Genomic DNA, 26,955 nt, shown 5'->3' with positions numbered 1-26,955 from the left:
CTTGGGAGCCCGGCGCCGTCGTCGTACTTTTACTTAAGGTGGTCCACCAGCTGGTCCGCGATGCCGGTGTACTTTCCGGGGGTCAGGGCGAGCAGCCGGGCCTCGGCTTCCGGTGACAAGCCAAGGCTTTGCACGAATTCCTGCATGCGGGCCGCGTCCACCCGCTGGCCCCGGGTGAGGTCCTTGAGCCGCTCGTAGGGGTTCTCCATGCCTTCGACGCCGGCGATCGCCTCAGCGCGCATGACCATCTGGATGGCTTCCCCCAGCACTTCCCAGTTGGTGTCCAGGTCGCCGGCCAGGACGTCCTCGGCCACGTCCAGGCGCTCCAGGCCCTTGGCCACGTTGGAGATGGCCAGGAGGGAGTGGCCGAATGCCACACCGATGTTGCGCTGGCTCGAGGAGTCGGTGAGGTCGCGCTGCCAGCGGGACGTCACAAGGGTGGACCCCAGGACGTCCAGCAGGCCCGAGGAGATCTCCAGGTTGGCCTCGGCGTTCTCGAAGCGGATCGGGTTCACCTTGTGCGGCATGGTGGAGGAACCCGTGGCACCGGCCACCGGGATCTGCGCGAAATAGCCGATGGAGATGTAGCTCCAGATGTCCGTGCAGACGTTGTGGAGGATGCGGTTGAAGCGTGCAACGTCCGCGTACAGCTCTGCCTGCCAGTCGTGGCTCTCGATCTGCGTGGTCAGCGGGTTCCAGGTCAGCCCCAGGGCCTCCACGAAGGACTTGGACACCTGCTGCCAGTCGGCGCCGGGGACCGACGCCACGTGCGCCGCGTACGTGCCGGTGGCGCCGTTGATCTTGCCCAGGTATTCGGTTTTCGCGATCCGGTCCAGCTGGCGCGTGAGGCGGTGCGCGATGACGGCCAGTTCCTTGCCCAGGGTGGTGGGGGTGGCCGGCTGGCCGTGGGTCCGGGACAGCATGGGAACCGCCCGGTTTTCCTGGGCCATCTTGCTGATCTGGGCCACCAGGGCCCGCGCGGCGGGCAGCCACACGTCCTCCACAGCGCCCTTGATGCCCAGGGCGTAGGAGAGGTTGTTGATGTCCTCGGACGTGCAGCCGAAGTGGACCATCGCCGTCAGGTTTTCGATCCCGATGGCGGGCAGTCGCCGGCCGATGTAATACTCCACGGCCTTGACGTCGTGGACGGTGACGGCCTCGATGTCAGCAAGTTCTGCCACGGACGCCGCGTCGAATTCAGTGACGATCGCACGCAGCTGCTCCTGCTGTTCCGGGGTGAGCGGGCCGGCCCCGGGAAGGACGTTGTTGCTGGTCAGGTGGATGAGCCATTCAACTTCCACCGCTACGCGGTCCCGGTTGAGGGCCGCCTCCGAAAGGTAGTCCACCAGGGGTGCGACAGCCGACTGGTACCGGCCGTCCAGCGGGCCGAGCGCAATTCTTTCCGGGGACGCGGCAAGGGCCAGGCGTCCTGAGGGCGTACGGGTGTCAGCTGTGGCGGCAGTTTCAGGCATGTGCTGATTCTTTCATGAAGTCCGGCACCCCCTTAAGCGGCGGCTGTCCACGTTACTTGTCCACATACACCACGAGGGATCTTCAGTCCGGAGCGGCCGCTCCGTAGCGTCGGGAATGGAAAGGCAGCTCCCGGATAGGGCGGGGAGTTTCGGATGCAACGGCAAAGGTGTGGTGGAGGGGCAATGGGCAGAGAACTGGCGGGCCCTGACCTGCAGGCCGACATGCTCCGTGCTGCCCAGGTGGACCAGTTGGCCGATCGCATTGGGACCTGCCTGGTCCGGGCAGAGGAAGTCCTGGCAGGATTCAGGGATATCCAGTTGCTGCAGTGGGAGTCACCGGCCGGCAGGGCCTACCGGGACTCTGTGTCACTGCAGGCCGTTGCCCTGCGCCGTTCCCTTGAATCGTTGATTGAGGCAAGGGCAGCTGTGGCCAGGCACAGCCAGGAGACCTTGGTGGCTGCCTGCTCCTACAGCGGCAGGCCCTGATGGCCGAGGCCACCCCTTCCGGCAGCGGCGGGCCCATCCGGGTTTCCGGCCCGGCGGACGATGGGCCCCTGGCGATCCGGGGCGGCGTGGGCGGTATCCGCTTCCAACTGGAGGAGCTCGCGGGAGGCGCCGAAAAACTGGACGATCTTGCAGGCAGGTTGGCCGCGATCGAGGTTGAGGTCCGCCGCATCTGGGAGGACCTCACTCCTTTCCAGGATCTGCCCCGGTGGACGGGAACCATGGCCCTGAATGCGGTGGGTGAGGCTGGGCGGAGCGTCCAGGTGGTGCGGACCGAGTTGCAGCACATCAGCAGGCAGGTCCGGGCCTGCAAGCACGAGTACGAAATGGCGGAGCGGCTGGCAGGCGCTGCCCGTGGTCTTGGAGTTCCAAACGTCGAAGGAGAGCTGCAACGCCACACGGACTTCTGGCGGACAGGGTTTCTCAGCCGAAGCGCCACCGAAAACATCATCGGCAATGCCGCCTTTGTCTCCCCCTTCCTCAAGGCGCTGGCGGAGGTCGTGATTCCAGCACTAAGGCCTCGTCCGTTGGCAGTCACCAGGGAGGAAAGTATTCCGATTGTCCTGGATCCTTCTCCGTCCGGCCTGCTGGAACGCGTCCGGGTAATTGATGAACGCGGAGCCGGCTATATCGAGGTCATCGAAGTTGATGGCGGCGGGCGTAGAGCCTATGTGGTGGTGATCCCGGGGACCCAGCTGCGTGACGCTGCGGGGGGCGCAAATCCCTTTGACCTGGACGGCATAGTCGAAGGCGTGGGAGACAGCTCGGAAAGTGTCAACAAGGCTGTGCGGGAAGCCCTTGAAGCAGCCGGCGCCAGGAAGGGTGACCCTATAGTGGGCGTCGGTTACAGCCAAGGGGGCATCCACGCGATGAACCTGGCAGCAAGCGACGCCTTCCTGGAGGAATACGACCTCAGGTACGTCCTGACCGCGGGATCGCCCGTCGCCCACATTGCATCAACGCCGGACGTCAGCAGCCTCCACCTTGAGCACCGGACGGACTGGGTCCCCGGGGCCGACGGCGCACCAAACCCGGACGCCAGAAACCAGGTCACGGTCACCATGACCAATGACTTGTACGTTCAGACGGGAGAGGACGTAGGCATAGGTCCGGGCCATCAGCTCAGCAGCTACCAGGACGGTGCCCGGCTGGTGTCACAAAGCCGCGACCCTTCGCTGGTGGAGTCCACCGCGGCGCTGGGCGCCATACTCGGGACGGGAGGCGCCGCCACGGCCACGCGGTTTTCCCTGTCGAGGACAAGGGCCCCGGCACCTGCTGCGGCGTCGGCGGATTCCCACAAACCGGCACGTGGTTTTGCGGGACGCTAGGCCCGGGCAAGGCCGGGCGGGGAAGTGCAGGCTTACCGGCGGACGCCGACGAGCCGGCCGGCCACCAGCGAGATCAGGGTGATGATGATGGCTCCGAGCACTGCAGTCCAGAAGAACGAATCAATGGTGAAGTGGACCGGCGTGAAACTGCTGATCCAGGACGTCACGTACAGCATCGCGGCGCTGATGACGATGGTGAAGAGACCCAGCGTCAGGATGGTGATTGGGAGGGACAGGAAGCTCACTAAAGGGCGGATGAACGCATTGACCAATCCGAAGATCAGGCCGATGAACAAGTACGCCAGGACAGTTCCTGCCACGTCCGTTCCCTCTGCCACGCCGGTCTTGGCTACCGCGTCTGTTGTAGCCGATGTGGTGATATCCAGGCCGGGAAGAACCCAGCTGGCAATCCACAAGGCCAGCGCGTTGATGAGGACCCGGCCGATGAATGAACGCATGGTCCTATGTTTCCATACCTCCCTGTCAGCTGCTTGAGGGAGGGGGCAGCCTGCGCTTCCCTCCTGCATCCAGCGAAGTAGGCTGGTCTGCATGACGTCATCTGAGACAGTGACGGGCGGCGTCCAGCCCCGTCCCGTGGTGGCCCGGTTACCCCGCTACGCCGCCGGAAAACCCCCCGCCGCCGTTGACGGGCTGGCCAGTTACAAGCTGTCTTCCAATGAGAACCCGCTGCCCCCGCTCCCCGCGGTCCTGGATGCCATTGCGCACCAGACCGACTTCAACCGGTACCCGGACCCGCTGAGCAGCAGGCTCCGCGGTGAGCTGTCCGCATTCCTGGGTGTCCCCGCGGAGGACATCGTCACGGGCGCCGGCAGCCTCGGCGCCCTGAACCAGCTCCTGGCAACTTTCGTGGGACGGAACGACGACGGTACGCCGGATGAGGTGGTCTACGCGTGGCGCTCCTTTGAGGCGTACCCCATCAGTGTGGGCCTCTCCGGGGGTGAAGGCGTGCGCATCCCCGTCACTGCCGAGGGCCGGCACGACCTTCCCGCGATGGCCGCCGCCGTGACGCCCCGGACCAAAATGGTCCTCCTCTGCACACCCAACAATCCCACCGGCCCGGCCCTTCGCGCAGCGGAAACCGAGGAATTCATCCGGCTCGTCCCCCCTCACGTGGTGGTAGTGATTGACGAGGCCTACCAGGAGTTCGTGCGGGACGACGAAGCGGTGGATGGACTCGACATGTACCGCAGGTACCCCAACGTGGTGGTGCTCCGGACCTTCTCCAAGGCGCACGGACTGGCCGGGCTGCGGGTTGGTTACAGCGTGTCCAACCCTGCGCTGACGCAGCACCTTAGGGTGGCCGCAACCCCCTTCGCCGTGTCGCAGATTGCCGAAAAGGCCGCGATTGTGTCGCTGCAGAACTTCCCCCAGGTTGTAGAAAGGGTACAAAGCCTGGTTGATGAGCGGGAGCGGGTCACGGCAGGCCTGCGAAGCCTGGGGTGGGCTGTTCCCGACGCCCAAGGGAACTTCGTCTGGCTGGACCTGGGCGAGCACAGTGCCGAGTTCGCCGAGGCGGCCGGGGCACAGGCGCTGTCCGTCCGCGCATTCCCGGGCGAAGGCGTGAGGGTGAGCATCGGCGAGGTCGAGGCGAACTCCCGGTTCCTTCGGCTGTGTGCGAACTATACAAAGGCGCCACGGGGTTCCTAGCGCTTAACAAGTAGCTCTGCGGCTACCTACTGAAGATAAAGTTAGGATCAGTACAGCAATATATATGCCCCGCAGGGAATCTATTCCTTATGAGGCATATATCCCAGCGACATTGCACTGCATCCGCATGCGGCAAGCGAGGAGACGGTATGGGCACACATCTGCCTTCCACCGAGTTCGACGAAACAGCGGTAGACGACCAGCGCGAGGCTGATGCCGAGGCGGTCATGGGGGAACCCCCGGCGCAGATGGTCCAGCTCCTGGGCCCGGACGGAAAGCTTGGGTTCGATCCCGTCTTCACCGAGTACGCGGAGAAGATCACTCCTGAAGCCCTGCGCGGCCTTTATGCGGACATGGCGGCCATCCGCCGGTTCGACGTCGAGGCAACGGCCCTGCAGCGCCAGGGACAGCTTGCACTCTGGGTCCCGCTGACCGGCCAGGAAGCCGCGCAGATCGGTTCCGGCAGGGCCAGCCGGCCGCAGGACTACATCTTCCCCACCTACCGCGAACACGGCGTGGCACTGACCCGCGACGTGGACCTCGCCGAACTCCTCCGGCAGTTCCGCGGAGTGTCGAACGGCGGCTGGAACCCGAAGGACACCAACTTCCACCTCTACACGCTGGTCCTTGCCGCCCAGACGCTCCACGCCGTGGGCTACGCCATGGGAATCCAGCGCGACCAGAAGCTGGCGGCAGCTACGGGAGCCTCCGGTTCAGGGGAGGACGCTGCCGTCATCGCCTATTTCGGTGACGGCGCCAGCTCCGAGGGCGATGTCCACGAGTCCATGGTTTTCGCTTCCTCCTACAACGCCCCGGTGGTGTTCTTCTGCCAGAACAACCACTGGGCCATTTCCGTGCCCACCAACGTCCAGACCCGTGTGCCGCTGTCCAACCGCGCCAAGGGGTACGGCTTCCCGGGCATCCGCGTGGACGGCAACGACGTGATCGCCGTCCATGCCGTCACCGAATGGGCTTTGGAGCACGCGCGCCAAGGCAAGGGCCCGGTCCTGATCGAGGCCTTCACCTACCGTGTGGGCGCCCACACCACTGCCGATGACCCCACCAAGTACCGCCAGTCGTCAGAAGAAGACGCCTGGCGGGCAAAGGACCCGCTGGCCCGCGTGGAGAAATACCTCCGCTCCGAGGGCCTGGCCGACGACGCCTTCTTCGCGAAGGTGAAGGCCGACGGCGATGAGCTCGCCGCCTACGTCCGGCGCACCACCCACGACCTCGAGACTCCTGACATCCGCTCTGCTTTCGCCAACACCTACGCAGAAGCCCACCCCCTCGTGGCGGAGGAGCTTGCATGGTTCGAGGAATACAGTGCAGGGTTCGCAGCCGGTGAGCATGGCGAAGAATCGGCGCAGGCAGCAGCAAAGGCAGGCCACTGATGACCACAATGACTATCGCCAAGGCCATCAACGAAGGCCTCCGCGCGACGCTCGCGCAAGACCCCAAGTCACTGCTGATGGGTGAAGACATCGGGCCCCTGGGCGGGGTGTACAGGGTGACCGACGGACTGATCGGCGAGTTCGGCCCGGACCGCGTGGTGGATACCCCGCTGGCCGAATCCGGGATCATCGGAACCGCGATTGGCCTCGCGCTGCGCGGCTACCGGCCGGTCTGCGAAATCCAGTTCGACGGTTTTGTCTTCCCCGGCTTCAACCAGATCACCACCCAGTTGGCCAAGATGCACGCCCGCAGCAACGGCAACCTCACGGTCCCGGTGGTCATCCGCATCCCGTACGGCGGAGGCATCGGTTCGGTTGAGCACCACTCGGAGTCCCCGGAGGCGCTGTTCGCGCACACCGCAGGCCTGCGCATCATCACGCCGTCCAATGCGCATGACGCGTACTGGATGGTCCAGCAGGCCGTGGAGTGCCAGGATCCTGTCATCATTTTCGAACCCAAGCGCCGGTACTGGCTCAAGGGCGAGGTGGACGTGCAGGCGCCGGGCCGGGCGGGGGACCCCTTCAAGGCCCACGTCCTCCGCAGCGGCACGGATGCGACCGTGGTTGCCTACGGCCCGCTGGTTCCGGTTGCGCTGGCCGCCGCCAACGCCGCCGAGGAGGACGGCCACAGCGTGGAGGTGATCGACCTCCGGTCCATCTCGCCGCTGGACTTCGATACCGTCACGGCCTCCGTTCAGAAGACCGGACGGTTGGTCGTTGCCCATGAGGCACCCACGTTCGGCGGTATCGGCGGTGAAATCGCGGCCCGGATCAGCGAGCGTGCCTTCCATTCACTGGAGGCTCCGGTGATCCGCGTTGGCGGATTCCACATGCCCTATCCGGTTGCCAAGGTGGAGGAAGACTACCTTCCGGACATTGACCGCATCCTGGAGGCGCTGGACCGCGCCCTCTCCTACTGAGGCTTTCCAACCAAGGACACCATGACTCTCAACAAGTTCAACCTGCCCGACGTCGGCGAGGGACTCACCGAGGCCGAAATCGTCTCCTGGAAGGTCAAGCCGGGCGACGCTGTCGCCATTAACGACGTCCTCTGCGAAATCGAAACGGCTAAGTCCCTCGTGGAACTGCCGTCTCCTTTCGCGGGAACGGTCACTGAACTGCTGGTCCCTGAAGGCGTGACCATCGATGTCGGCACCGCGATCATCAGCGTCAGCGATGACGTCGCCGGGGACCCGACACCCGCGGACGTCCCTGCGCCTGAGATGCCTGTCCAGCCGCTCTACGGAAAGCTTCCGGCGTCCGACGCCGACTCAACGGGAAGTGCCCCCGCCGCCGACAGTGCGTTGGCCGGAGGGCCCCTGGTTGGCTCCGGGCCAAAGGCGGACGCCGTCAAGCGGCGGCCAAGGATTTCGACCAGCTCCACCACCAGGGGCCCGGCGGGTGCACTGTCCGTCAACGCGCCGGAGGTGGAGCCGGTCCAGCCCCGCACGCCGGCCGAGGTGTCCGCAAGGCCGGGGACACCGGCAGGCACTGCCACCCGGCTGCCAGGCGAAACCGCCGTCGACGCCGTGGACAACCGCCCCACGCTGGGCGGCACCATCACCGGCCTGGTCAACAAGGTCCTGGCGAAGCCCCCGGTCCGCAAGATCGCCCGGGACCTGGGCATTGACCTGGCGGACGTGGTGGCAACCGGATCACGCGGCGAGGTCACCCGGGAGGACCTGGTCAGCTACCAGGCCCAGCGGGACGCGGAACTGGACAAGGCGGACGGGTTCTGGGGGAAGGCCGGCAAGCCGCAGGACCAGAGGATCGAACGGATTCCCGTCAAGGGCGTCCGGAAAGCCACGGCGAAGGCCATGGTGGATTCCGCATTCGCGGCGCCGCACGTCAGTATTTTCGTCGACGTTGATGCCAGCCGCACCATGGAATTCGTCAAGCGGCTCAAGGCGTCCAGGGATTTTGAGGGCATCAAAGTCTCGCCGCTGCTTATCCTTGCCAAGGCCGTGATCTGGGCGGCCGCACGGAACCCCAGCGTCAATGCCACGTGGGTGGACAACGCGGACGGAACCGGCGGCGCCGAGATCCATGTGAAGCATTACATGAACCTGGGCATCGCGGCAGCCACACCCCGCGGGCTGATGGTGCCCAACATCAAGAACGCCCAGGACCTGTCCCTGAAGGAACTGGCGCTGGCGCTCAACAACCTGGCCGTCACCGCCAGGGCCGGCAAAACCCAGCCCGCCGAGATGCAGGGCGGCACGCTCACCATCACCAACATCGGTGCCCTCGGGATTGATACCGGCACGCCCATCATCAATCCGGGCGAGGTTGCCATCGTGGCCTTCGGAACCATCAAGCAGAAGCCCTGGGTCCTGGACGGGGAAGTGATCCCGCGCTGGATCACCACCCTTGGCGGATCATTCGACCACCGCGTGGTGGACGGCGACCTCTCCGCCCGCTTTATGGCCGACGTCGCTGCCATCCTTGAGGAGCCGGCGCTCCTCCTGGACTAGGGCACCACTGTGGCCGCCGACAGCAGCAGCACCATCCGGCTGAAAAACCGTGCCGCACGATGGCTGACGGAGGTGTTCCAGCCGCCCGTGGTGGTGAGCATCCAGTTGCTGATCAGCCCCATGACGCAGCCGGGGTTCCCCGGAACCATCGGCTACGGAGCGCTGGCCGCCCTGTTCGTCTGCGTGCTACCGCTGTTCCTGCTCCTCCTGCTGGTACGGATGGGGAAGGTGACGGACCACCACGTCAGCGACCGCCGGCAGCGTGCGCCTGTGCTGCTGATGGCTTTGGCCTGCATCCTGGCCGGGCTCCTGGTGCTGGAAGCGGTGGGGGCGCCGCAAAGCGTGGTGGCAATGGTCCTTGCGGTGGTGGCGGGGGTCGTGGTGCTGGCGGCCGTGAGCCCGTTCTGGAAGATCAGCGGGCATGCGGCGGCGGTGTCCTCTTCAGCCGTGATCGCCGTGCTCATGCTTGGGCCGGCCTGGCTTCCGCTGCTGCTCCTGGTACCCGCCGTGGGCTGGTCCCGCGTGGTGCTGCGCGCGCATTCACGGGCACAGGTGATCGCCGGCGCGCTCTTTGGCGGCGTGGTGATGGGCGGGATCTGGTGGGCCCTCGAAGGCTGGATGGTTCCTTAGCCAAGCACCCGGCAGGGCGGGTGTCCGCTCCTTAGTAGGAGGTATGCGCGGCCAGCATCTCAAGGGTTGCCGGGTCTGCGGTGGTACCCAGGACCACTGCTGCACCCGTCATGAGTACAGCCATGGCCGCTGCCATGCCGGCCCAGGCCGTCAGGAGCTTCCAATCCTCCCGCAACACGCTGCCCACGGTCTCGGGAAGCCTCAGGCCAGGGGAGATGAGGTTCGGCGCGCTGTCCACGCTGCCGTCGTCCAGCAAGGCGACCACCCGGTCATTGCTGCGGTCAACCCGCATGGAGCAGATGTGGTTGCCGTGGCGGGCAAGGAGGATGTCGTGGCCTGCCAGATGGCGGCGCTGGAGGGTAATCATTGGGGCCCCTTGATGGTGGTGGTAGTGGGTGTCCGCACCGTTGGGGGCTTATCCAATTTTATCGTCGGGGCAGCACCGGAAAGGCGCTTTCGGGCGTGAGAACGGACACCATGCAGGGGCGTGGCTCCCGCATGGTGTCCGTAAAGCCGCTACTCGGCGTCGTACGTGTTTGCGATGTAAACGTCGCAGGGGGCATTGTGGGCAACGCTGTTGGCTACGCTGCCAAGCACGCGGCCAATACCGTGCATCCTGCGGTTTCCCACCACGATGATCCGGGCTTCCATCCGCAGGGCCTCCTTGATGAGTGCATCGGCCGGCCGGCCGCGGGCGGCGGAGTACGTCACCTTGATGTCCCTCCCCAGCGATTCTGCGACTGTCCGTGCCACGTGCTCGGCGGCATCCGCGTCGGACACGATCCACCGGTCGCTGCCGCTGCCGAACACCTCGGTCTTGTCGCTGTCGAAGGCGGACACCACATGGAGGGAGGCGCCGAGGGCCGCGGCGAGGTCCCGCGCCGCTTCGGCTGCTTTCTTTGCCGTCCCGCTGCCGTCCACCCCTACAACGATGATTCCGCTCATGTGTGCTCCTTTGCTTGGTTTCGGTGGCGCTTGGTCAGGCCAAGGCTACAGCGCGGCGATGGCTTCCTGCAGCACCGGCGCCAGGCGGCGCACGCCTTCGGTGATGGCTTCCGGGGGCACGGCGCTGAACGCCAGGCGCAGCTTGTTGGACGGTTCGTCCGACGGCGTGAAGGCGGCCCCGGGGATGAACACCACTCCGGCGTCGATCGCCTTCTGCAACAGGGGATAAGTGTCCACCCCCTCCGGGAGGGTCACCCATACGAAGAAGCCGCCCTCGGGGCTGGTCCAGGTGGTTCCGGCCGGCATGTGCTCGGCCAGGGCGGCGAGCATGGCGCTGCAGCGTTCGGCGTACAGCTCGCGGTAGGTCTGGATCTGGCCCCTCCAGTCATAGTCGCGGAGGTACGCCGAGACCAGCATCTGGTTGAAGGCCGGCGGGCAGAGCGTCACGGCCTCGGCTGCCAGGTAATACCGGCGCTGCAGGTGTTCGGGAACCAGGGCCCAGCCGATCCGCAGGCCGGGGGCGAAAATCTTGGAGAAGGAACCCATGTAGATGACGTCGTCCGGGTTTTCTGCGCGGAGCGGCTTAAGTGGCTCACCGCCGAAGCGGAGCAGGCCGTAGGGGTTGTCCTCGATCACCAGGATATTCGCTTTGCGGCATATGTCCACCACCTGCTGGCGGCGCTCCTTGGCCAGCGTTATCCCTGAGGGGTTGTTGAAGTTGGGGATGGTGTACAGGAACTTGACGTTCTTTCCGGCCGTCTGGAGGGCGGCAATCCGCGCCTCCAGCAGTTCCGGCACCAGGCCGGACTGGTCCATCCCTATGGTTTCCACCTGCACCTGGTACGCCTCGAAGGTGTTGAGTGCGCCCACGTAGGTGGGCTCCTCCACGAGGACCACGTCGCCCGGATTGCAGAAGACCTTGGTGGCCACGTCCTGCGCAGACTGCGAACCGGCGGTGATCACCACGTTCTGCGGAAGGGCGTCGAGAATGCCTTCTGCCGCCATCACCTCGCAGATCTGGGCGCGGAGCTCCTCGGATCCTTGCCCGCTGCCGTACTGCAGTGCGGTCAGCCCGTCGTCGGCGATGATTTTCGCGGCCGTCGCGGCGAGCCGGTCCAGCGGGAGGGACTGCAGGTAGGGGCTTCCGCCGGCAAGCGAGACAAGCCCTGGACGCATGGAAATGTCAAAGACATCCCTCACCGCTGACTGTCGGATGTTCGCGGCGCGTGCTGAAAACAGTTCTTCATGGCGGTGGGCGGAGGTTGCCGCCCGCTCGATGGCATCAATGGCTTCGGCCGGCAGCGTCCCTGCTGCGGCGTCAAGTGTTTCGTGGGTCACATCATCAGGATACCGCGGAGTGTTGCCTAAAAAGCAACACCTGTATATCAATGAGTCACCCGGGTTGTGTGCCCGGCCCTTGGAAGCAGGGCAGCCCTAGTCGAGCTCCAGCGCCTCCGCCAGGCTGCGTCCGTTCACGTAGATCTCTGCCCTGATGGCGTCGGCGGCCGCTACGGCTGTTTGCGTGAGCTGTGCTTCCATGCGGGGCACATCGCAGGTCCCTCCGGGCCTAAGGACGCCGGTGAGGTACACCGTGACGGTGGTGCCGTCGAAGCTGCCGGAAAGGAACTTCAGCCGCGACCCGGACAGGGCGTTGTAGGCCTTCGGTTCATGCTCGGACAGCGCCTCCCCGGGCGGGTCCAGCAGCGCGCCGATGGCAGCAGGAAGCGCCTCCGCGGCAGGGCCGGCGTGGGCTATGCCCACCAGGCTGTCATTGCAGCCAAAGCGCACTCCGTTCCTGCCGCCGTCGTCCACGAGCACGTAGTACGCGGTGACCGTGCCGGCCTCGGATTCGCCATGGATGGTGCCGTCCGGGAGCCCAGCTTGCGCCGCCCCGGCTTCGGAGCTGCCGGTTGCCGGAACGGATGTAGCCGGCGCGTCCGGTCCGGCAGCGGGGCCGGATGAGTCCGGCGGCACGGCGGGAGCCTCCGGCGGCGCGGCGTCCCGGGGCTGCGGTGCGGGGGTAAGGGACTGCGGGGCTTCTGCCGTCGCGCCCCTGTTGACTGCCAGCGGGGCGGAAGGCGCCTGCCTGGGCTCCTGGGGGGCCTGGACTACGCAGGCGCCGAGCCACAATGGAAGCGTGAGGCTGGCCACTGCTGCTGCCCGCAGCCTGGCCCTGCGTTCTCCTGCATTCCACCCTGCTGGCATGCCTGCACCGCAATCCTTGTCCGGTCCGGTGGATTAACGTTACGGCCGGGGTTTTGGAGCGGGAATGCCGGGAAGGTACCGGTTGGGATAAGAGTTGGTCACGGGAGCGCGGCAGGCAGCGCCGCAGTCAGGACGTCGGCTGGCCCGGCCATACCCTGCCCTCCCATGGATCGTAGTCCGCAATGAGTTCCTCCTGCTCCGGGCGCTCCGCCTCCGGGACGTGCTGCAGGTTCACCCGCACCCGGTACCAGAGCGAGCTCGATCCGCGCATCCCGTCCACCATGACGTCTGCTGGATGGAGGTCTTGGACAAGGCCGGCATGCCGGGACTTCCACTCCCCAAGGGCGGCCAGCGCCTCGGGCTTGGTCCTGGTCCGGGCCACTTCGATGAGCGGCATCACCGATTGCCGGCGGCCGGAGCCGTCCCCGGCACGCGGCGCCTTCTCGGCGGGTCCCAGCTCGGCAGCCAGGGCCAGGAGTGCATCCAGGGTGCCCACGGCGTCGTCGATCCCCGCGTGGGGGTCGCCCATATCAGCGAAGCGCCCGGGCACTGTTAGGACCGTAAACTGTTCGGGCCGGGCGGAGCGGACTTCATCCCACGTCAACGGCGTGGAGACCCGGGCGTCGGGCAGGGGTCGGATCGAGTAGGCCGATGCCACGGTGCGGTCCTTGGCGTTCTGGTTGAAGTCCACAAACACACTCTCACCGCGCTCCTCCTTCCACCACCGCGCGGTGGCCAGGCCCGGAGCGCGGTTCTCAACCTCACGGGCGAGGGTCTCTGCGGCGAGCCGGACGTCACGGTAGGACCACTGCGGCGCGATCCGCACCAGGATGTGGAGCCCGCGCGAGCCGCTGGTTTTTGGCCACCCCGCCAGGCCGACGTCGTCGAGCACCTCCCGCGCCACATAGGCGACGTCGACGATCTGCGACCAGTCCACGCCCGGCATCGGGTCAAGGTCCACGCGGAGCTCATCGGGGTGCTCCAGGTCCTCGGCGCGCACGGGATGCGGGTTAAGGTCCAGGCACCCGAGATTCACCACCCAGGCCAGGCCGGCGGCGTCCCGGATGACCGCCTCTTCGGCCGATGTCCCGGACGCGTAGTGCAGTGTTGCGGTGTCAATGAAGTCCGGGTGGTTTTCCGGCACGCGCTTCTGGAAAAACGGCTCTGCGCCGATGCCCTTGGGGAAGCGCTTGAGGACCATCGGCCGCCCGCCTGCACCGCGCAGTGCGCCCTCCGCGACGGAAAGGTAGTACCGCACCAGGTCCAGCTTCGTCAGCCCCGGTTCCGGGAACACCATCTTGTCGGGGCTTGAGATGCGGACTTCTGTCCCGGCAATGGAAAGGGTCTCGGCCGGGGTCTTCGACGGGCTCATTCCGTCACGCTAGCAACGATCGGATGCGGCAGCCAGAGCGGGAGCGGCCGCCGCGTTAAACCGAAGTGCCCGGCGCAGATCTCTGCACCGGGCACCGCGGACGGCCAGCTGGCTAGGCTGCCGGCCGGGCGGCCGCGAGGGCGTCGAACACACCCTTGATCTGCTCCACCACCTCAGCGTCGTCCTTCGGGTGGATCTCAGCGAAGCGCACCATGGAGCCGGGCACGGCGAGCTTGACGTCCTCGAGAACCCGGGCGCCGGCGATGCCTGCAGCCTTGCGGGCCTCGTCCTGGGCCCAGACCCCGCCGTACTGGCCAAAGGCAGTTCCGACGACGGCGGTGGGCTTGCCGGCGAGGGCGCCGGCGCCGAAGGGGCGGGACAGCCAGTCGATGGCGTTCTTCAGGGCGGCCGGCACCGTGCCGTTGTGCTCCGGAGTGACGAGCAGCAGCGTGTCCGCCTCATTGGCGGCGGCGCGCAGCGCGGCAGCCGCCTCGGGCACCTGGCCCTCGACGTCGATGTCCTCGTTGTAGAACGGAATGTTGCCCAGGCTCTCGTGGATCACCACGTCCACCTGCTCCGGTGCGTTCAGCTGGATTGCCTCGGCAAGTTTCTGGTTGGTGGAGTCGGCGCGGAGGCTGCCGACGAGGGTGAGGACGGTGCTCTTGGTCATGGGAACTCCTGGATCAGGGCTGCGGGAGGGCCGCTGCCGTTAGAAAGCTGGGGCAGTTACTGCCTTCACCAGAATAAACGGACCGTAGTCCGCTTATTATTCCCGGGCCTTAGAATAGCTGATGTGAGCTTCATCCCACTGCGGCCCGGCCTGACCCCGGAGCCCTCCCCTGAACGCAGCGACGCCGCGCGGAACCGGGAACGCCTGCTGAAGGCTGCGCAGGAACTTATTGAGGAGTGCGGCGCCCAGGGCTTGACCATGGACCGGCTCGCTGAACACGCCGGTGTGGGCAAAGGCACTGTCTTCCGCCGGTTTGGCAGCCGGGCCGGGCTGATGCTTACCCTCCTGAGTGAATCGGAGGCTGCCTTCCAGGCGCGCTTCATGTTTGGACCGCCGCCGCTTGGGCCGGGCGCTCCGGGGCTGGAACGGCTCATCGCGTTCGGTGCCGAAAGAATCGCCTACGTGATGGAATTCGGCGAGCTTGTGCTCGCGGCGGAGAACGCAGCCCGGGGCCGCTTCGAAGCGCCTCCCGCGGCGCTCTGGCACCGCCATATCGAGGTGCTGCTCCGGGACGAGGGATTCGAGCCCGACCCCTGGCTGATGGCGGGATCCTTGAGCGCAACCCTTGATCCGGAGCGGCTGCTGACCCTGGTGAGGGTGCACGGAGTTACCCCCGAACGGTTGGCGGCTTCGTGGCGGGAGCTTGTCACACGGGTGGTCCGCGGCGCGTAGATTACGCCAGTTTCGTGCCGGCCGTCCAGTCACACGAACTTCACAAACTTATTCATAACGATCTGATACGGGCGGGTAGCTTTCCGGGCGTCCGCCCGCATTTTCGCTCGGGGCTTGTGATAGTTTCCTCTGGAATGTGACCCGCGACATAGTCCATCAGGACCTGGCCTGCCAAGGCTGCGGGAGGCCAGCTACCCGCTGGTGGAGGACCCGATGACGCGGCACAACCCCCGCTGAACCGGGGATGACGGAAGGATCCAGCACGTGATTGTTGACAGGGCCAAGAACCCGGCGCGCCAGTGGATACCGCTGTGCTCCTTCCCCCGGCCCGTGGCGGCGAAACGGAAATAGCGCCCCATGCTCAGGTACCTCGCCAAGCGCGGCATCACGTACATCTTCATGATCTTCCTGACTACCTCGGCCGGGTATTTCCTGGCGGTCAGTTCCCTGAAGCCCGCGCTGCTTGAGCAGGAACGGATTCCCCGCCCCACCCCCGAGCAGGTGGCAAACTCCATGCGGCTGAAGGGCCTCGATCCAGACCTCAGCCCGTGGGAACGGTACGTCGAATGGCTGACCGGGATCGTGACTCGCTGGGACTGGGGCCGGAGCCCCAACGGCGCCTTCATCAACGCCGAGTTCGGAGACCGTGTCTGGATCTCCACGCGGCTCTTCCTGGCCTCCATCATCCTGACGCTGGTGATCGGCGTGGCCCTGGGGGTCTACTCGGCCGCACGCCAGTACAAGTTCCAGGACCGGGCCATCACTTCGTACAGCTACCTTGCCTACATCGTTCCCGCCCCGATTGCCTACTTCCTGGTGCAGCTGGGTGCCATTAACATCAACGAAACCGTGGGCGAGCGCATCTTCTTCGTCACCGGCATCTCCACACCCGGCATAGAGCCGGGCTGGGCCCAGTTCATCGACATGCTCGCGCACTACGCCGTTCCCACGGTGGCCATCACACTGGTGGGCTGGGGGTCCTACCAGATCGCCCAGCGCCAGTACCTCCTGGACAACGTTAACGCGGACTTCGTCCGGACGGCCCGCGCCAAGGGGCTCACCCGCAACCAGGCCATCTCCCGGCATGCACTGCGCGTCTCCTTCATCCCGGTGGCCCAAAGCATCGCCTTCACCATCCCGGCCATCTTTGCCGGCGGCTTCTTCGCCGAGAAGATCTTCGCGTGGCCGGGCGTGGGTTCGTGGAGCATCGACGCCATCTCGCTCCAGGACGTGAATGCCGCCACCGCCACCCTGGCGTACGGTTCGGTCATCTTCGCCCTGGGCGCCATCCTGGCGGATTTCGCCACCACCCTTGTTGACCCGAGAGTGCGGGTGCAGTAGCCGTGACCAACCTCAATGCAGTGGATCCGGCCGCCGTCGCGCAGGACGCGCACCTGGAGAACGCCGACGTCGTCATTGGCAAGAACACCATCATCTTCCGCCGCTTCATGCGGAACAAGACGGCCGTGGCGGGCCTTGGCATCTTCCTTGCCCTGACCCTCTTTTCCTTTGTGGGCGGATACTTCACCCAATGGGACAAGGAAACCATCGACCCCTTCAACATCGGCATGCCGCCGTCGGCCGAGCACTTCCTGGGGACCTCCCAGGCGGGCATAGACCTCTACGCGATGACGGTGGAAGGCACGCGGATCTCCATCCTGATCGGCCTGATCGTCGGTCTCGTTTCTGTCCTCGTCGCCGCCGTCTACGGCTGCACCATGGCCTACTTCGGCGGCAAGGTGGACAAGGTGATGCTCTTCATCCTGGAAGCGCTCATCATGATGCCGGCCCTCCTGGTAGTGGCGGTGGCCACCAGCGGCGGAGGTGAGGGGCTCAGGCGGAACCTGCCGTCGTGGCTGCTGCTCATCATCGTGCTGCTCGTCTTCAGCTGGATGGGCACGGCACGGCTGATCCGGTCCATGTCCATGTCACTGATGCAGCGGGACTTCGTCAAGGCCGCCCAGTACATGGGCGTCCCGGCGCGCAGGATCGTGTGGCGGCACCTGGTCCCCAACATCGGATCGCTGCTGGTCCTGGACATCACCCGCGGCGTTACCGGTGCCATCCTCGCGGAAGTGGCCTTCTCCTTCATCGGCATCGGCATCAAGGTTCCGGATGTGAGCCTCGGCGTGCTGATCGGCGGCGCCACGTCCCAGGTGCAGACCTTCCCCTGGATGTTCTGGGTGCCGCTGACCGTCATGTTCCTCCTCACCGGGTCCCTGGCCATGATGAACGACGGCCTGCGGGACGCCTTCGACCCCAGCTCAAGTTCATCCGGCAGCGCCAGGAAACGCACCGCCCTGAAAACCCGCGTAAAGGGGAACGCCTCATGAGCAGCGAAACTGCCGCCGGTCCGGTTGGGCAGCCCCAGTCAGCGGTGGAGCGGCTGCACGTCGCGGGCCTGCACGCGCCCACGGACGCAGTCCTGTCCGTCCGGGACCTGAACGTCCGCTTCAACACCGAGAACGGCGTGGTGCACGCCGTCCGGGGAGTGGACTTCGACCTGATGCCAGGAAGGACGCTGGGCATCGTGGGTGAGTCGGGCTCCGGCAAGTCGGTGACGTCCCTCGCCATCATGGGCCTGCTCCCCGCCACAGCCGAGGTCACCGGCTCGGTCCGGCTCAAGGGCAAGGAACTGCTGGGGCTCAGCGACAAAGCCATGTGCGGGTACCGCGGCAATGAGCTGGCCATGGTCTTCCAGGATCCGTTGTCTTCCCTGACGCCCGTCTACACGGTGGGCACGCAGATCATCGAGGCGCTGACCATCCACAACCCCACCATGAGCAAGCAGGCGAAGGAGGCGCGCGCCGTCGAACTTCTTGCCATGGTGGGCATTCCCAGCCCCAAGGAGCGGCTCAGGGCCTTCCCGCACGAGTTCTCCGGCGGCATGCGCCAGCGGGTGATGATCGCCATCGCCATCGCCAACAACCCGCGGGTCCTCATCGCGGATGAGCCGACGACGGCCCTGGACGTGACCATCCAGGCCCAGGTGCTGGAGGTGCTGCATACCGCGCAGGAGGAGACCGGCGCCGCCGTCGTCATGATCACGCACGACCTCGGCGTGGTGGCCGGCATGGCTGACGACATCATGGTGATGTATGCCGGCAGGCCGGTGGAGACGGGTGCAGTGGATGACCTCTACTACAACCCGCGGATGCCCTACACCATGGGCCTGCTCGGCGCCGTACCCCGCGTTGATGTCGCGGAAAAGGCATCGCTGGTCCCCATTGAGGGAATGCCGCCCAACCTGGTCCACACACCCACCGGCTGCTCGTTCGCCCCCCGCTGCCCGCTCGCGGAGGACGCGTGCCTCGACGGCGAACCGGCGCTCCTCCCGGTACCGGGCAGCGCGTACCACAGCGCGGCCTGCATCAAATCGGAGTCCCTGGGCGGTGACGTTGATGCCCACGATGTCTTCGCCGCCCCGCCCGTGCCCGTCTCACGTTTCGACGCCATCCCGCGGGCGGAGCGCTCAACAGTCCTGCAGCTCAAAGACGTGCGCAAACACTTCCCGCTGACCCGGGGCGCGCTGCTCAAGAAGCGGATCGGCACCATCAAGGCAGTGGACGGACTGACCTTCGATATCCGCGAAGGGGAGTGCTTCTCCATCGTGGGGGAGTCCGGCTCAGGCAAGACCACCACGCTGCTGGAAATCATGGAATTCCACAAGGACCAGGATGGCGAAGTGGTGATTGGCGGCATCAGCAACAAGCAGGCCGCCGATGCCCGGACCAAGAGCGCCATGCGCCGTGAACTCCAGATGGTGTTCCAGGACCCCACCGGCGCACTGGATCCGCGATTCACGGTCTATGAAGTGCTCGCCGAGCCGCTCCAGAACGCGGGCATGGACCGGCAGGCCATCAAGAAGCGCATCATGGAGCTCATGAAGCTGGTGGGCCTGCAGCCGGACCACGTCAACCGCTTCCCCAACCAGTTCTCCGGCGGCCAGCGCCAGCGCATCGGAATAGCCCGCGCCCTGGCCGTGAACCCGAAGCTCGTTGTCCTGGACGAGCCTGTCTCCGCCCTGGATGTCTCCGTCCAGGCCGGCGTCATCAACCTCCTCGACAAGCTCCGCGCCGAACTGGGCCTCAGCTACCTTCTGGTGGCCCACGACCTCTCCGTGGTCCGGCACATCTCCAACCGGGTAGCCGTGATGTACCTGGGGAAGATCGTGGAGATCGGCGAGGTGGACCGCGTGTTCGACAACCCCCGCCACCCCTACACCCGCGCCCTGCTCTCGGCCATCCCGGTTCCGGACCCGCAGCTGGAACGCACGCGGGAACGCATCATTCTCCGGGGGGAGCTGCCCTCGCCGCTGGACGCCCCCAAGGGCTGCAACTTCGCCACGCGCTGCCCCGTTTTCGCAGCGCTGCCGGCGGCGAAGCAGGAAAAATGCCTGACTCTTGAACCACCCCTGGAGCTTGTACCGCCGTCGCCGGCGGCCCAGGCCTTGGCGGCGCACCCGCTGCCCGCCCTGGACCAACGCTTCGCCTGCTTCTTCCCCGACGGGGAGCTGGACGAGGACATGCTGGTGGTCCATGACGCGGCGGACCACCATGCATCCTAGGTTTTACCGGCCCATCACCAGCACCACCACTCGCACCAACGAAGGGAACACCATGAGGAATCTGAACAGGATCGGCGGAGCGGCGGCAATTGCCGCAGCTCTGGCGCTGACTGCCTGCGGCGGCGGTGGCGGGTCCACCGGGCCGGAAACGGCCAAGGGCCAGGAGGCAGGCAGCGACCTGTCCAAGCTCATCAGCATCAATGAGAAGCCTGCGGCCGATCTTAAACAGGGCGGCAAGGTCACCCTTCCGCTGGGCAACATCGGCCCGGACTTCAATGGGTTCTCCAACAACGGCAACAGCGCGGACAACACCGCGCTGCACCGTCCCATCGACCAGGCGGGAACCTGGGGATGCTGGGACATTGCCTTCGACGGAAAAGTGACTCCGAACAAGGACTTCTGCGAGTCCGTGGAAAACAAGGTAGAAGACGGCAAGCAGACCATTACCATCACGGTCAATGAGAAGGCCGCGTACAACGACGGCACGCCGATTGACGTCAAGGCCTTCCAGAACACCTGGAACATCCTCAAGAGCCCGGACGCCGGTTACGACATTGTCAGCTCAGGAAACTACGAGTTCGTTGAATCCGTGGAGGCCGGCAGCAATGACAAGGAAGTCATCGTCAAGACGAGCCGGCCGGTCTACCCCCTGGACTCCCTCTTCACCGGACTGATCCATCCGGCCGTGAACAGCCCCGAAATCTTCAACGAGGGCTTCAACGGCGAACTGCACCCTGAATGGATGGCAGGGCCCTTCAAGGTGGACCAGTACGACGCCGCCGCAAAGACGGTATCCCTGGTGCCCAACGAGAAGTGGTGGGGCAACAAGCCGGTGTTGGAGAGTGTCGTGTTCCGACAGCTGGAAACCAGCGCCCAGATCGCAGCCTTCAAGAACGGCGAGATCGACGCCATGTCTGCCAACACCATCTCCCTCTACAAGCAGCTTGACGGCACCAAGGACTCCGAGGTCCGCCGCGGCCAGCGCCTGTTCGCCGGTGGCATGAACCTCAACGCCCAGCGCATCACCGACGTGGCTGTCCGCGAGGCGATATTCGCCGCCGTTGACCGCGAAGCCCTCCGGAAGGTCCGCTTCAACGGCCTTAACTGGGAAGAGCCCAGCTCCGGCTCCATGATGCTGCTGCCCTTCTCCGAGTACTACCAGGACAACTACCCCGTGAAGGAAACCGGTCCGGACGCCGCCAAGAAGGTACTGACCGACGCCGGCTACACCGCGAATGCAAACGGCATCATGGAAAAGGACGGAAAGCCTGCCGCCTTCAAGATCAGCAACTTCGGTGACGACCCCACCACCCTTGCCTTCACCCAGACCCTGCAGAAGCAGCTGCAGGCCGGCGGCATGGATGTTGGAATCGACCAGCGGGCTTCTGCCGATTTCGGCAAGGTGCTGGGTTCCCGGGAGTTCGATATGAGCGTTTCCGGCTACACCGTCAGCGCGGACGCCACTGAAGCCGTCAAGCAGTACTACGACTCCAAGACCAACGAGAACCAGTTGGGCGACGCCGAACTGGACAAGAAGATTGCCGACCTGGCTTCCATCGAGGACAACGCCGAGCGCAACAAGGCGGCCATGGAGGTGGAGAAGGAGCACATGGCGAAGTACTTCTCCATGGGCGTGGTCATGAACGGCCCGCAGATCTCCTTCGTCCGTACCGGCCTGGCCAACTACGGCCCGTCCCTGTTCCGCAGCCTGTCCCAGGTTCCGGACTGGACCGCCATCGGCTGGGAAAAGAAGTAGACCCCACCCGCTCTGTAGCGAAGGCCGGCACTCCCTGGGGACAGGGGGTGCCGGCCTTCGCCGTCTGCCCGAACCCTCAACGCTCTCTCACTTAACGTGGGTTTCTTTGGAATGCTCTCTCACTTAACGTGGGTTTCTTTGGAATGCTCTCTCACCTAAGGCCCCCATTTCGGCGTCTCGCATCCAGGCCTGCGGGAGTAGCGTAGGAATATGACCGGGGACCCAGCTTCGCAGCGCACCATCCGTACCGCCGTCGTGGGTTTCGGGCTTTCGGGAAGTGTGTTCCACGCTCCCCTGATAGCGGCGGACCCCCGTTTTTCGCTGGACCTCATTGCCACCTCCAACGCCGGAAGGGACGCCGCGGCAACCGCCCGGTATCCGGGGGTGAGGACAGTGCCGGACGGCCATGCGGTCCTTGCCCGCGCGGACGAAGTGGACCTCGTGGTCCTGGGAACGCCGCCTGCCACCCACTACCCGCTGGCCAAGGCTGCCTTGGAGGCAGGCCTGGATGTTGTGGTGGACAAGCCGTTCGCCGTGACCAGTGGACAAGGCCGGGAGTTGATCACGCTGGCAGGGGAGCTGGGGCGGGTCCTGACGGTGTTCCAGAACCGGCGGTGGGACGGCGACTTCCTGACGGTGCAAAAACTCCTGTCGGCTGACGCGCTGGGCAAGGTCACGCGGTTCGAGTCCCGCTTCGAGCGGTGGTCCCCGGCCATCGCGAAGGCCTGGAAGGCGCGTGCCACGGCGGCGGAGGGCGGCGGTACCTTGTTCGATCTAGGCAGCCACCTGATCGACCAGGCACTCCAGCTCTTTGGCCCGGCCTCCGTGGTCCACGCAGAGTTGAAGGCACGCAGGTCGGACGAGCGGGCGGACGACGACGTGTTCCTGGTACTTCGGCACGAATGCGGTGTTTTGAGCCACCTGACCATGAACATGATGTGCGCCCAGCAGGGACCGAGGTTCCGGGTGCTGGGTTCCGTTGGCGGATTCACCAAGAAAGGCGTAGACCCGCAGGAGCCGTACATTGCCGCGGGCGGCAGCCCGTTGGACGCCGAGTACGGCGAGGAGGCTCCGGAGTGGGCAGGACTGCTGGGCCGCGATGGCCACCTCGACCCCCTGCCCACCGAACGCGGCGCCTACCCCGAGTTCTACCGGATCCTCGCGGACAAGATCCTCGACGGCGGCACGGCATCAGCCCTGCCCCTTCCGGTGAAGCCGGAAGACGCCGTCGAGGCCCTCAAACTAATAGAAGAAGCACGAAAGCTCGCGCATTAAGCATCGATTGCTCCGTAAGTGTCGTTCAGGGGGTTCAAAACGACGCGTACGGAGCAATCGATGGACTACTTAAGCCGAAACCAGTTCGTGCCAGTCGGCGACGAGCGGCAGGTTGTGTGCCTCGGACACGGAGTGGTGTGCCACGTGGCCGGCGGCGATGTTCAGGCCCGCGGCCAGGGCGGGGTCGCGGTCGAACGCTGCTTTGACGCCCAGGTTGGCGAGGGCCACCGCGTAGCGCAGGGTGACGTTGGTCAGGGCGTACGTGGAGGTATTCGGCACGGCGCCGGGCATGTTGGCCACGCAGTAGAAGATGGTGTTGTGCACCTTGTACGTGGGTTCCTGGTGCGTGGTGGGGCGGGTGTCCTCGAAGCAGCCGCCCTGATCCACGGCGATATCCACCAGGACCGAGCCCGGCTTCATGCGGGCCACCAGATCGTTGGTCACCAGCTTGGGGGCCTTGGCGCCGGGGATCAGGACCGAGCCGATCACCAGGTCAGCGTCCACCACTGACTTTTCGATCTCATACTTGTTGGATGCCACCGTCTTGAGCCGGCCCTGGTATTGGGCATCCAGCTCGCGGAGGCGGTGGATGTCGATATCCATGATGGTCACGTCGGCGCCGAGGCCCAGGGCCATGGCCGCTGCATTGGTGCCTGCAACACCTGCACCCAACACGACCACCTTGGCGGGGCGGACGCCGGGGACGCCGCCCAGCAAGACGCCCTTTCCGCCGGCGGGGGCCATCAGTGAGGAGGCGCCCACCTGGACGGAGAGGCGGCCGGCTACCTCGGACATGGGCGCCAGGAGTGGCAGGCTGCGGCCTTCCTGGACGGTTTCGTAGGCGATGGCGGTGACGCCGGAGTTGATGAGCTCGCGGGTGAGTTCGGGCTCCGCGGCGAGGTGGAGGTAGGTGAAGAGGATCAGGCCCTTGCGGAAGCGGTGGTACTCGGCCTTGATGGGCTCCTTGACCTTCATGACCATGTCGGCGCGGGCCCAGACGTCGTCAGCCTCATTGACGATCTCGGCACCGGCAATGGCGTATTCCTCATCGGTGATGCCCGAACCGAGTCCCGCCCCGCGCTCCACCAGGATCGTGTGTCCATGGGTGCGGAACTCGTGGACGCCGGCGGCGGTGATGGCCACCCGGAACTCGTTGTTCTTGATTTCTTTGGGGACGCCGATGATCATCGTGGGCTCCAGGTTCTCGGCTTGATAAGCCGGAAAGTGCGGAAGGATTTCGTATATCAACGATAAATCCGGTTGTGAGCCAGCCGACACGAGACCAAGCAGCGGCTAGCGAAGAAACCGCGTATTTCCGGGAATTTTCCTCCTATCAGCTGGACATTTGTCGAGCCGTGGGGCGGCAGGTGTCGCCTCGTGTCCGTTCGTCCCGGAGGCTGCCCAGGCAGTAATGTTGGCCCATGCAGCAGCAGGGTGTGGAACAGCTGGTTGAACAGGTGGCTCAGAAGTTGGGCCGTGGCCTGTCACTGGAGGACCTGGACGGGGTGCTGCTGGCTTACAGCTCCAACCAGTCCCACGCGGACCGGGTGCGGGTCAACTTCCTGCTGAGCAAGAAAGTCCCGGCCGACGTCAGCGCCTGGCAGCTCTCGCACGGCATCGCCACCGCCGTCCGTCCGGTGGTGGTGCCGGCCAACCAGGACCTGGGCATGCTGGGCCGGGTGTGCGTACCGCTGATGGTGCGCGGCTTCCGGGTGGGGTACCTGTGGGTGCAGCAGGACTCCGCCGATGAAAATCCGACGGCGATCCTCACCCAGTTGCCGGCCGTCAACCACGAGCTTGAAACGCTTTCCGGGCTCCTGCTCGATTCGAACACGGCCGAGTCTGAATTCCGGCGGGGGCGTGAGCGGGAGTTCCTGGCCGCCTGCGCCGGCGAGCCAAACGCCGTGGCCGCCATTGCAGGCTGGAAGGAAATCCAGGGCCGCGGTCCCTGGCAGGTGGTGACAGTGCTCGACGCCGATGGCTGGTCCGGCGGATCCGACCCCATCGCCTCCACCCTCATCCACCGCTCTGCCGCGCTCCAGGCGACCATCGGCGTCGACGCTGCCCTGTTCAGCGCCGGCACGGACACCCATTGCGTCGTGCTGTTCCGCGAATTGTCCGGCCGGGCCAACCACGCCCAGGTGCTGGTCCACTACCAGCTGGAGCTTGCCAAGCGCTCCGGCCGTCCGGTGCAGCGCATCATTCTGGGCATCAGCGAGGGCTTCGGCCGGCCGCGTGAGCTCGCCGCGGCGTACCGCCAATCCAAGCTGGCGGCCCAGGCTGCCGCCGTGGACCCGCAGCTCGGGGAACTCGTGGACTGCAGGGCCACGGGCGTCTACCAGCTGCTTGCGTCCGCGGGGGGAGGCGCGAGTGCCTGGGCTGACTCGGGTTCGGTCTACTTCCGCATGCTTGAGGACCAGGACCGCAACGGGGAGCTTCTGCCGGTCCTGGAACTTCTCTACGACAACGACGGCTCCGTCCAGGACGTGGCCACCAAGCTCCACCTGCACCGCAGCAGCATCTACAACCGGCTGGGCCGGATCCGCCAGCTGCTCGGCGTTGATCCGCTCAAGGGGATGCCCCGCCTGGAGCTCCATGCAGCGTTGAAGATGCGACGCTGGGCGGGCCGGCCACGGATCTAGGGCGGGCAGAACCTAGGCGTCCTTCCCGGGACCCTCCGCGTCGTCGCCCTGTTCGGACTTCTTCTGCCCCTCCAGCCAGGCCATGACGGCGGCCCGCGGTATCCGCCGGTGGGTGCCGCGATATTCCACCGGGATCTCCCCGCGGTCCGTCATGTTGCGGAGGTACGTGTGGGAAATACCCGCCAGCTCGGCTGCCTTGGACGTGGTGAGCATGTCCTCCACGCTGCTGACGGTCACCGCTTCGCCGCGGCTGAAGCGGTGCAGGAGGTCGACGACGGCGTCCCTCGCCAGTGGCGGCAGCCGATGGACCGTGCCGTCCACGAAGACGGTGATGTCATCGCTGCCCGCAAGCGCCCGGCCCAGCTTCTCAGCATCCTCCGACGGGAGGGCGCCAGTTACCCGGGGAGCTATCAGTGCCATGCACCCAGCCTACCGGCGGCCACCCCGCCCCGGGGGTAAGCTCGGCAAATGGAACTTACTGGCGGCCGGGACGTGGAAGCGGGCGGACTCCGGGGCAGGCTGTACGCCTCAGTCCTCCCCGCGGGAGCCCCAAACCGGCCTGCCTACGTCCTGCTGCACGGCATCGGAGTTTCGCACCGTTACCTGGCCCGGCTCCATCTTGAGCTGGCCGAGGAGGCGGACGTCTATACGTTCGACCTCCCGGGCTTCGGCAAGGCTTCGAGGCCGCCCCGCCAGCTCCAGATCGATGATTTTGCGGAGTTCGTGGGCGCTGTCCTGGCTGACTCCGGCGTTTCCAGCTATGTGGTTGTGGGTCATTCCATGGGCACGCAGTTCGCAGTGGAACTGGCGCTCCGGGAACCTGCCAGGGCGGCCGGTGCCGTCCTGATGGGGCCGGTGGTGGATTCCCCCAGGAAGACCGTCACCAGGCAGGCGCTGGCCCTTACCCGCGATGCACTCCTGCGGGAGAGCCTGACATCGAACGCCCTCGTGTTCAGCGACTACTTCAGGGCGGGACCGCGCTGGTACCTCACGGAACTTCCGGTAATGATGGACTACCCCATGGAGGAAAGGCTGGCCGCCGTCAGCCAGCCCGTCCTGGTCCTTCGCGGCGCCAAGGATCCCATTGCGCGCCGCCCCTGGTGCGAACGCCTCGCCGCCATTGCGCAGCAGGGCACAATGGCTGAAATCCCGGGACAAGGCCACGTTTTGCAGCACACCGCCCCCGGAACGGCGGCCGAGACCATCAGCGGCTGGGTCCGTGCCCTGGATGGCTTCGGCGTGACCGCCTAGGACGGCACGAGCC

Annotated in this window: 25 protein-coding genes; 15 read left to right on the top strand and 10 right to left on the bottom strand. The window is 65.8% G+C overall.

Annotated features, from left to right (window positions below):
• Window positions 1–29: 29 nt before the first annotated feature.
• The gene (purB, locus tag SMD14_RS19645) at window positions 30–1,472 is read right to left on the bottom strand and encodes an adenylosuccinate lyase (RefSeq protein WP_157240297.1); all 1,443 of its coding nucleotides are present in this window, start codon (window positions 1,470–1,472) and stop codon (window positions 30–32) included.
• 183 nt (window positions 1,473–1,655) lie between these two features.
• On the opposite strand from purB, the gene SMD14_RS19640 reads away from it, so the two are divergent.
• Window positions 1,656–1,958 (top strand): hypothetical protein, encoded by a 303-nt coding sequence (locus tag SMD14_RS19640; protein ID WP_321214763.1) that lies wholly within the window; start codon window positions 1,656–1,658, stop codon window positions 1,956–1,958.
• Window positions 1,958–3,304, top strand: a complete 1,347-nt coding sequence (locus SMD14_RS19635) for a hypothetical protein (RefSeq protein ID WP_321214762.1) — start codon at window positions 1,958–1,960, stop codon at window positions 3,302–3,304. Before SMD14_RS19640 ends, SMD14_RS19635 begins: the two co-directional genes overlap by 1 nt.
• A gap of 32 nt (window positions 3,305–3,336) precedes the next feature.
• On the opposite strand, the gene SMD14_RS19630 is transcribed toward SMD14_RS19635, so the two are convergent.
• The gene (locus SMD14_RS19630; protein ID WP_321214761.1) at window positions 3,337–3,762 is read right to left on the bottom strand and encodes a phage holin family protein; all 426 of its coding nucleotides are present in this window, start codon (window positions 3,760–3,762) and stop codon (window positions 3,337–3,339) included.
• 91 nt (window positions 3,763–3,853) lie between these two features.
• Between SMD14_RS19630 and SMD14_RS19625 the strand changes: the two genes are divergently transcribed.
• From SMD14_RS19625 to SMD14_RS19605, 5 genes are all read left to right on the top strand, one after another.
• The gene (locus SMD14_RS19625) at window positions 3,854–4,972 is read left to right on the top strand and encodes a histidinol-phosphate transaminase (protein ID WP_321214760.1); all 1,119 of its coding nucleotides are present in this window, start codon (window positions 3,854–3,856) and stop codon (window positions 4,970–4,972) included.
• A gap of 149 nt (window positions 4,973–5,121) precedes the next feature.
• The gene (pdhA, locus tag SMD14_RS19620) at window positions 5,122–6,363 is read left to right on the top strand and encodes a pyruvate dehydrogenase (acetyl-transferring) E1 component subunit alpha (RefSeq protein ID WP_321214759.1); all 1,242 of its coding nucleotides are present in this window, start codon (window positions 5,122–5,124) and stop codon (window positions 6,361–6,363) included.
• A complete protein-coding gene (locus SMD14_RS19615) occupies window positions 6,363–7,343 on the top strand; it encodes an alpha-ketoacid dehydrogenase subunit beta (protein WP_321214758.1) in 981 nt (326 codons plus the stop codon). The genes pdhA and SMD14_RS19615 overlap by 1 nt, the downstream gene beginning before the upstream one ends.
• 21 nt (window positions 7,344–7,364) lie before the next feature.
• The gene (locus tag SMD14_RS19610; protein WP_157240308.1) at window positions 7,365–8,897 is read left to right on the top strand and encodes a dihydrolipoamide acetyltransferase family protein; all 1,533 of its coding nucleotides are present in this window, start codon (window positions 7,365–7,367) and stop codon (window positions 8,895–8,897) included.
• Window positions 8,898–8,906: 9 nt separating this feature from the next.
• A complete protein-coding gene (locus SMD14_RS19605; RefSeq protein WP_321214757.1) occupies window positions 8,907–9,527 on the top strand; it encodes a phosphatase PAP2 family protein in 621 nt (206 codons plus the stop codon).
• 31 nt (window positions 9,528–9,558) lie between these two features.
• Here the strand turns inward: SMD14_RS19605 and SMD14_RS19600 are convergent, their stop codons facing one another.
• From SMD14_RS19600 to SMD14_RS19575, 6 genes are all read right to left on the bottom strand, one after another.
• Window positions 9,559–9,894, bottom strand: coding sequence for a hypothetical protein (locus SMD14_RS19600; RefSeq protein ID WP_321214756.1), 336 nt, complete (start codon window positions 9,892–9,894; stop codon window positions 9,559–9,561).
• Between the two features lie 149 nt (window positions 9,895–10,043).
• A complete protein-coding gene (locus SMD14_RS19595; protein WP_157240312.1) occupies window positions 10,044–10,472 on the bottom strand; it encodes a universal stress protein in 429 nt (142 codons plus the stop codon).
• A gap of 45 nt (window positions 10,473–10,517) precedes the next feature.
• Complete coding sequence (locus SMD14_RS19590; RefSeq protein ID WP_321214755.1) at window positions 10,518–11,810, bottom strand: PLP-dependent aminotransferase family protein; 1,293 nt, start codon at window positions 11,808–11,810, stop codon at window positions 10,518–10,520.
• Window positions 11,811–11,906: 96 nt separating this feature from the next.
• A complete protein-coding gene (locus SMD14_RS19585; protein ID WP_321214754.1) occupies window positions 11,907–12,677 on the bottom strand; it encodes a hypothetical protein in 771 nt (256 codons plus the stop codon).
• A 127-nt stretch (window positions 12,678–12,804) separates the two neighbouring features.
• The gene (gene ligD, locus SMD14_RS19580; RefSeq protein ID WP_157240315.1) at window positions 12,805–14,049 is read right to left on the bottom strand and encodes a non-homologous end-joining DNA ligase; all 1,245 of its coding nucleotides are present in this window, start codon (window positions 14,047–14,049) and stop codon (window positions 12,805–12,807) included.
• Window positions 14,050–14,161: 112 nt separating this feature from the next.
• Window positions 14,162–14,719 carry an NADPH-dependent FMN reductase gene (locus tag SMD14_RS19575; protein ID WP_321214753.1) on the bottom strand — a complete coding sequence of 186 codons (558 nt, stop codon included), beginning with the start codon at window positions 14,717–14,719 and terminating at the stop codon, window positions 14,162–14,164.
• Between the two features lie 123 nt (window positions 14,720–14,842).
• Between SMD14_RS19575 and SMD14_RS19570 the strand changes: the two genes are divergently transcribed.
• The 6 genes from SMD14_RS19570 to SMD14_RS19545 all read left to right on the top strand — a co-directional run bounded on the left by SMD14_RS19570 (window position 14,843) and on the right by SMD14_RS19545 (window position 23,049).
• Complete coding sequence (locus tag SMD14_RS19570; protein WP_321214752.1) at window positions 14,843–15,451, top strand: helix-turn-helix domain-containing protein; 609 nt, start codon at window positions 14,843–14,845, stop codon at window positions 15,449–15,451.
• 357 nt (window positions 15,452–15,808) lie between these two features.
• Window positions 15,809–16,792 (top strand): ABC transporter permease, encoded by a 984-nt coding sequence (locus tag SMD14_RS19565; RefSeq protein WP_157240320.1) that lies wholly within the window; start codon window positions 15,809–15,811, stop codon window positions 16,790–16,792.
• A 2-nt stretch (window positions 16,793–16,794) separates the two neighbouring features.
• Entirely contained in the window at window positions 16,795–17,784 is a 990-nt protein-coding gene (locus SMD14_RS19560) for an ABC transporter permease (protein WP_321214751.1), read from the top strand.
• Entirely contained in the window at window positions 17,781–20,018 is a 2,238-nt protein-coding gene (locus SMD14_RS19555; protein WP_321214750.1) for an ABC transporter ATP-binding protein, read from the top strand. Before SMD14_RS19560 ends, SMD14_RS19555 begins: the two co-directional genes overlap by 4 nt.
• Before the next feature lie 52 nt (window positions 20,019–20,070).
• Window positions 20,071–21,774 (top strand): ABC transporter family substrate-binding protein, encoded by a 1,704-nt coding sequence (locus SMD14_RS19550; protein WP_321214749.1) that lies wholly within the window; start codon window positions 20,071–20,073, stop codon window positions 21,772–21,774.
• A gap of 210 nt (window positions 21,775–21,984) precedes the next feature.
• Window positions 21,985–23,049, top strand: a complete 1,065-nt coding sequence (locus SMD14_RS19545; protein WP_321214748.1) for a Gfo/Idh/MocA family oxidoreductase — start codon at window positions 21,985–21,987, stop codon at window positions 23,047–23,049.
• Window positions 23,050–23,118: 69 nt separating this feature from the next.
• Here SMD14_RS19545 and ald read toward each other — a convergent pair whose 3' ends face one another.
• The gene (gene ald / locus SMD14_RS19540; RefSeq protein ID WP_321216317.1) at window positions 23,119–24,237 is read right to left on the bottom strand and encodes an alanine dehydrogenase; all 1,119 of its coding nucleotides are present in this window, start codon (window positions 24,235–24,237) and stop codon (window positions 23,119–23,121) included.
• 233 nt (window positions 24,238–24,470) lie between these two features.
• On the opposite strand from ald, the gene SMD14_RS19535 reads away from it, so the two are divergent.
• A complete protein-coding gene (locus tag SMD14_RS19535) occupies window positions 24,471–25,691 on the top strand; it encodes a helix-turn-helix domain-containing protein (RefSeq protein WP_321214747.1) in 1,221 nt (406 codons plus the stop codon).
• A 12-nt stretch (window positions 25,692–25,703) separates the two neighbouring features.
• Here the strand turns inward: SMD14_RS19535 and SMD14_RS19530 are convergent, their stop codons facing one another.
• On the bottom strand, window positions 25,704–26,111 hold the full coding sequence (locus SMD14_RS19530) for a helix-turn-helix domain-containing protein (protein ID WP_157240331.1): 408 nt from the start codon (window positions 26,109–26,111) through the stop codon (window positions 25,704–25,706).
• 48 nt (window positions 26,112–26,159) lie between these two features.
• Here SMD14_RS19530 and SMD14_RS19525 point away from each other — a divergent pair, with 48 nt between their 5' ends.
• Window positions 26,160–26,942, top strand: coding sequence for an alpha/beta fold hydrolase (locus SMD14_RS19525; protein ID WP_157240333.1), 783 nt, complete (start codon window positions 26,160–26,162; stop codon window positions 26,940–26,942).
• The last annotated feature ends 13 nt before the right edge of the window (window positions 26,943–26,955 follow it).

The sequence above is a fragment of the Pseudarthrobacter oxydans genome (assembly GCF_034258515.1).
Classification (GTDB): domain Bacteria; phylum Actinomycetota; class Actinomycetes; order Actinomycetales; family Micrococcaceae; genus Arthrobacter.
This window is presented reverse-complemented; position numbering and strand designations above follow the sequence as displayed.

Excerpts from the sequence above, each read along its gene's own strand:
- SMD14_RS19630 (WP_321214761.1), bottom strand. The coding sequence starts at position 3,762 with ATGCGTTCATTCATCGGCCGGGTCCTCATCAACGCGCTGGCCTTGTGG.
- SMD14_RS19565 (WP_157240320.1), top strand. The coding sequence starts at position 15,809 with ATGCTCAGGTACCTCGCCAAGCGCGGCATCACGTACATCTTCATGATC.
- ligD (WP_157240315.1), bottom strand. The coding sequence starts at position 14,049 with ATGAGCCCGTCGAAGACCCCGGCCGAGACCCTTTCCATTGCCGGGACA.
- SMD14_RS19600 (WP_321214756.1), bottom strand. The coding sequence starts at position 9,894 with ATGATTACCCTCCAGCGCCGCCATCTGGCAGGCCACGACATCCTCCTT.
- SMD14_RS19530 (WP_157240331.1), bottom strand. The coding sequence starts at position 26,111 with ATGGCACTGATAGCTCCCCGGGTAACTGGCGCCCTCCCGTCGGAGGAT.
- SMD14_RS19550 (WP_321214749.1), top strand. The coding sequence starts at position 20,071 with ATGAGGAATCTGAACAGGATCGGCGGAGCGGCGGCAATTGCCGCAGCT.
- SMD14_RS19525 (WP_157240333.1), top strand. The coding sequence starts at position 26,160 with ATGGAACTTACTGGCGGCCGGGACGTGGAAGCGGGCGGACTCCGGGGC.
- purB (WP_157240297.1), bottom strand. The coding sequence starts at position 1,472 with ATGCCTGAAACTGCCGCCACAGCTGACACCCGTACGCCCTCAGGACGC.
- SMD14_RS19575 (WP_321214753.1), bottom strand. The coding sequence starts at position 14,719 with ATGACCAAGAGCACCGTCCTCACCCTCGTCGGCAGCCTCCGCGCCGAC.
- SMD14_RS19545 (WP_321214748.1), top strand. The coding sequence starts at position 21,985 with ATGACCGGGGACCCAGCTTCGCAGCGCACCATCCGTACCGCCGTCGTG.
- SMD14_RS19610 (WP_157240308.1), top strand. The coding sequence starts at position 7,365 with ATGACTCTCAACAAGTTCAACCTGCCCGACGTCGGCGAGGGACTCACC.
- SMD14_RS19595 (WP_157240312.1), bottom strand. The coding sequence starts at position 10,472 with ATGAGCGGAATCATCGTTGTAGGGGTGGACGGCAGCGGGACGGCAAAG.
- pdhA (WP_321214759.1), top strand. The coding sequence starts at position 5,122 with ATGGGCACACATCTGCCTTCCACCGAGTTCGACGAAACAGCGGTAGAC.
- SMD14_RS19535 (WP_321214747.1), top strand. The coding sequence starts at position 24,471 with ATGCAGCAGCAGGGTGTGGAACAGCTGGTTGAACAGGTGGCTCAGAAG.
- SMD14_RS19640 (WP_321214763.1), top strand. The coding sequence starts at position 1,656 with ATGGGCAGAGAACTGGCGGGCCCTGACCTGCAGGCCGACATGCTCCGT.
- ald (WP_321216317.1), bottom strand. The coding sequence starts at position 24,237 with ATGATCATCGGCGTCCCCAAAGAAATCAAGAACAACGAGTTCCGGGTG.
- SMD14_RS19555 (WP_321214750.1), top strand. The coding sequence starts at position 17,781 with ATGAGCAGCGAAACTGCCGCCGGTCCGGTTGGGCAGCCCCAGTCAGCG.
- SMD14_RS19625 (WP_321214760.1), top strand. The coding sequence starts at position 3,854 with ATGACGTCATCTGAGACAGTGACGGGCGGCGTCCAGCCCCGTCCCGTG.
- SMD14_RS19615 (WP_321214758.1), top strand. The coding sequence starts at position 6,363 with ATGACCACAATGACTATCGCCAAGGCCATCAACGAAGGCCTCCGCGCG.
- SMD14_RS19585 (WP_321214754.1), bottom strand. The coding sequence starts at position 12,677 with ATGCCAGCAGGGTGGAATGCAGGAGAACGCAGGGCCAGGCTGCGGGCA.
- SMD14_RS19635 (WP_321214762.1), top strand. The coding sequence starts at position 1,958 with ATGGCCGAGGCCACCCCTTCCGGCAGCGGCGGGCCCATCCGGGTTTCC.